Raw genomic sequence first — 3154 nt, 5'->3', positions numbered from 1 at the left:
ATCATACCTAGTCTGGGGTAGCCTCTGTTATTGGTTCCCTTGGGGGAGCAAAGCCAACGGCATGGTCTGGTAAGTTCCACTTTTGGGCCAGGGCTAACACTTGACCCCTGGCGATCGCCGTTTCAAACACGGAGGAGAAAATGGCGGGAATGGGATGGGATTTTAACCAATTACTCAGCACCCTGGGATCCCCCATAATGGCTGCTTTGAGGATGTAAAGCCCCGGCCAACCCTCGTCGTAGAGTTTTTGCAGTTGGGGTAAGCTACACACTGCTTCGTCCAGGGCAATGGGGGTGACAAAATTTCGTTGCAGTCTAAACATTTCAGCAATTTGCCCAGGAGGTAGGGGTTGCTCCAGGTATTGGACTTTGGGCGGAGAATTTTCCCTTTGGCGATCGAGCAGGGTTAACCATTGTCGGGCCAGGGCAGGAGTTAAACCACCATTGGCATCGAGGCGAATTTGACAGCCCTCCGGTAACTGTTGCCATAACTGCCTATACAAATCTCTTTCTACAGCAAAATCCCCGACGCCAATTTTCCATTTCACCGTGCTAGTTCCCAACTGGGGATTGGAGGCGAGATAGTCCAAAACAGCCTCCCCCGTGGGTAAAAGTTGGCAATAACTGAGAGAGTTGGGGAAATTTTCAATCAAACTGCCGCTTTCTAGTTCCCACTCCGCCCCTCCAAAGGCAAACTGGCAACAGGGTAGGCGATCGCCAATTTCCCTAATCTGATCTGGCGTAATCTGACCTTTCAAACCATGGCAAAAATCCGTAGCGCTGGCCAAATCCTCCGTACCAAACCACGGTAAGGGGGCAATTTCTCCCCGGCCCCTGTTTCCCCTTTGGTCAGTTAACTCCACAATCAAACCCTGTCGCCGTTCCCAATAGCCATGGGCTGTCACCACTGGGTTAGGCAGGGAAAAATTGTAAGAATAAAAGTTGACTTGATAGGATTTCCCCATGGAGCAGGCTGGGTTCAAGGGCTCTATTAATCTGAAAAAATAAAGAAAAGAGAGGTGTTTTTACCTCCCTTGATAAAATTTCTAACAACAGTTCACCGATTAACTAACTATTACCGTTGACTAAATTGTCAGCACCGTCAACCACCTTGGCCGAGACAATTTTGTCCCCTTCGCTTAACTGTTCCAAGGTTTCTTTGCCATCCACTACGTAACCGAAGACAGAATAACGGCCGTCCATCAAATTAAATCCCGGTGGAGTTAGTTCCGTATCAAATTTAAAGAAGAAAAATTGGGAAGAACCACCATTGGGTTCCGTTTCCGGCCGGGCTAAGGCGATCGCCCCGTAGGCATTGAAAGGCAAAGCTAGTTCCGGTAAGTACATACCGGCATCTTCCAAGGTCATGCCATAGATGGGCCCTTCTTCCCCTTTAACTAAAATTTCCAGGGGAATGGCGCGATATTGTTTGGTTTGGGGGTCAATAAAGCCCGCTTCTGGCCCTGGGGGATCCCCCGCTTGGGTCACAAAGAAATCTTCTGAACGGATGAAAGGTAAACCGTCATAGAATTTGCGTTGCACCAAATCCACAAAGTTACCGGCGTTAATGGGGGCGCTATAGCCATCCACCACAATGGTTAGGGGTCCTTTATTGGTGGTCATTTCCACCGTGGCCCGGCCGTTCAGTTGGGGCAGGTTGGCAAATTCTTCGGGAATAGCAAAGGGGAAATCCGTCACCATCAGAGCTTCCAAATCTCCGATCGCCGTCAGGGCCGATTGACGCAGGCCAATCACCTCTTCCTTATCTTTCGCATCCACCGCTGCGGCCAAATCAGTTAAATCAGTTTTGACAGTGTCCAATAAGGTTTCCGCCTCTGCTTGGCGATCGGCCGGTACCCCAGCGAGAATTTTATCTTCCTTCAGGGTGATGGTCAGATTAGCAGCCCGCACATCTTTTTTAATCGCCGGCCAACGCTTTGCCCGGATATGGTTAGAAATATCTTCCAAGCTATCCTGCAAGCGCCGCACCTCTGGATTATCGATGGGCAGAGCGTAGCGCAAAATGGCATTGGGATCCGTAATGGCATTGCCCTGGGCCAAAGCACCCAACAGCATCGGCTGGCCCAAAGGTAAGCTCCACCCCGGCATCGCCCAAGTCAGGGATAGTAGTGTAAGTACCAGGGACATCAAGCCAAACCGCAGGCCCTGTCGGGTAATTATCCCCAGGGGAATTTTAATAATTTGCATCATAATGATTGTGGTTTGTTCTCCAGCATAGGGGGCAACAGCAAAATTTTCCCACTTCAACGCCCCCATCCCCTAGTAGAATGTTGGGTGAACTTTTGAGTCTTTCTTGGCTTCCATGATATCCAGTAACGATTTTCGCACAGGTACAAGTATTGTGATGGACGGCGCAGTCTGGAAGGTGGTGGAATTCCTCCACGTTAAACCAGGCAAGGGTTCCGCCTTTGTGCGTACCAAGCTCAAAAGTGTTCAAACTGGCAATGTAGTAGAAAAAACTTTCCGGGCGGGGGAAACGGTGCCCCAGGCCAACATCGAAAAATCAGTCATGCAACACACCTATAAAGATGGGGACCAATATGTCTTTATGGACATGGAAACCTTTGAAGAGGTGAGCATTGCCCCGGATACCCTGGGAGACAAGGCCAAATTCATCAAAGAAGAGATGGAAGTTAGTGTGGTCACCTGGGATGGCACTATCCTTGACGTTGAATTGCCCACCAGTGTGGTGTTGGAAATTGTTGAAACTGACCCCGGTGTGAAGGGGGATACGGCCACCGGCGGCACCAAGCCGGCAATTTTGGAAACCGGTGCCCAGGTGATGGTGCCCCTATTCATTGCCCAGGGAGAAAAGATTAAGGTCGATACCAGGGATGGTTCCTACCTGGGACGGGACAATGCCTAAGCTGTGGTTAACTTGATCAATTGGGTAGATGGATTTTAACCCGTAGGCCCATTGGTCAGCTCAAGCTTTAATAATCGTATTTTGTTGTATTGGGGGGTGGGTGATTCGTGGCTATTAACTTTACGGAACTACGGGAATTGTTGGGGGTAATTTCCCAAAGTAATATCACCGAGTTCAGTCTCAAAAGCGGCGATTTTGAGGTGTCGGTGCGGAAGGATGCCGTGGTAGGTGGCGTTTCCGTTGCCCCCCAGGCCATCACCCCCCCATC

General features: G+C 50.0%; 3 protein-coding genes. 1 reads left to right on the top strand and 2 read right to left on the bottom strand.

Annotation, left to right across the window (positions count from 1 at the left end; genetic code table 11):
- Nucleotides 1-7: 7 nt before the first annotated feature.
- Nucleotides 8-964 (bottom strand): o-succinylbenzoate synthase, encoded by a 957-nt coding sequence (locus tag IQ219_RS18385; RefSeq protein WP_194073563.1) that lies wholly within the window; start codon nucleotides 962-964, stop codon nucleotides 8-10.
- A gap of 103 nt (nucleotides 965-1067) precedes the next feature.
- Entirely contained in the window at nucleotides 1068-2210 is a 1143-nt protein-coding gene (locus tag IQ219_RS18380; RefSeq protein WP_228017337.1) for a peptidylprolyl isomerase, read from the bottom strand.
- A 112-nt stretch (nucleotides 2211-2322) separates the two neighbouring features.
- On the opposite strand from IQ219_RS18380, the gene efp reads away from it, so the two are divergent.
- Nucleotides 2323-2886 (top strand): elongation factor P, encoded by a 564-nt coding sequence (gene efp, locus IQ219_RS18375; protein ID WP_190598281.1) that lies wholly within the window; start codon nucleotides 2323-2325, stop codon nucleotides 2884-2886.
- The last annotated feature ends 268 nt before the right edge of the window (nucleotides 2887-3154 follow it).

It is taken from the genome of Synechocystis sp. LEGE 06083, from assembly GCF_015207725.1.
Classification (GTDB): domain Bacteria; phylum Cyanobacteriota; class Cyanobacteriia; order Cyanobacteriales; family Microcystaceae; genus Synechocystis; species Synechocystis salina.
Note: the sequence above shows the minus strand (reverse complement) of the source record. Positions and strands in the feature narration are given on the sequence as shown.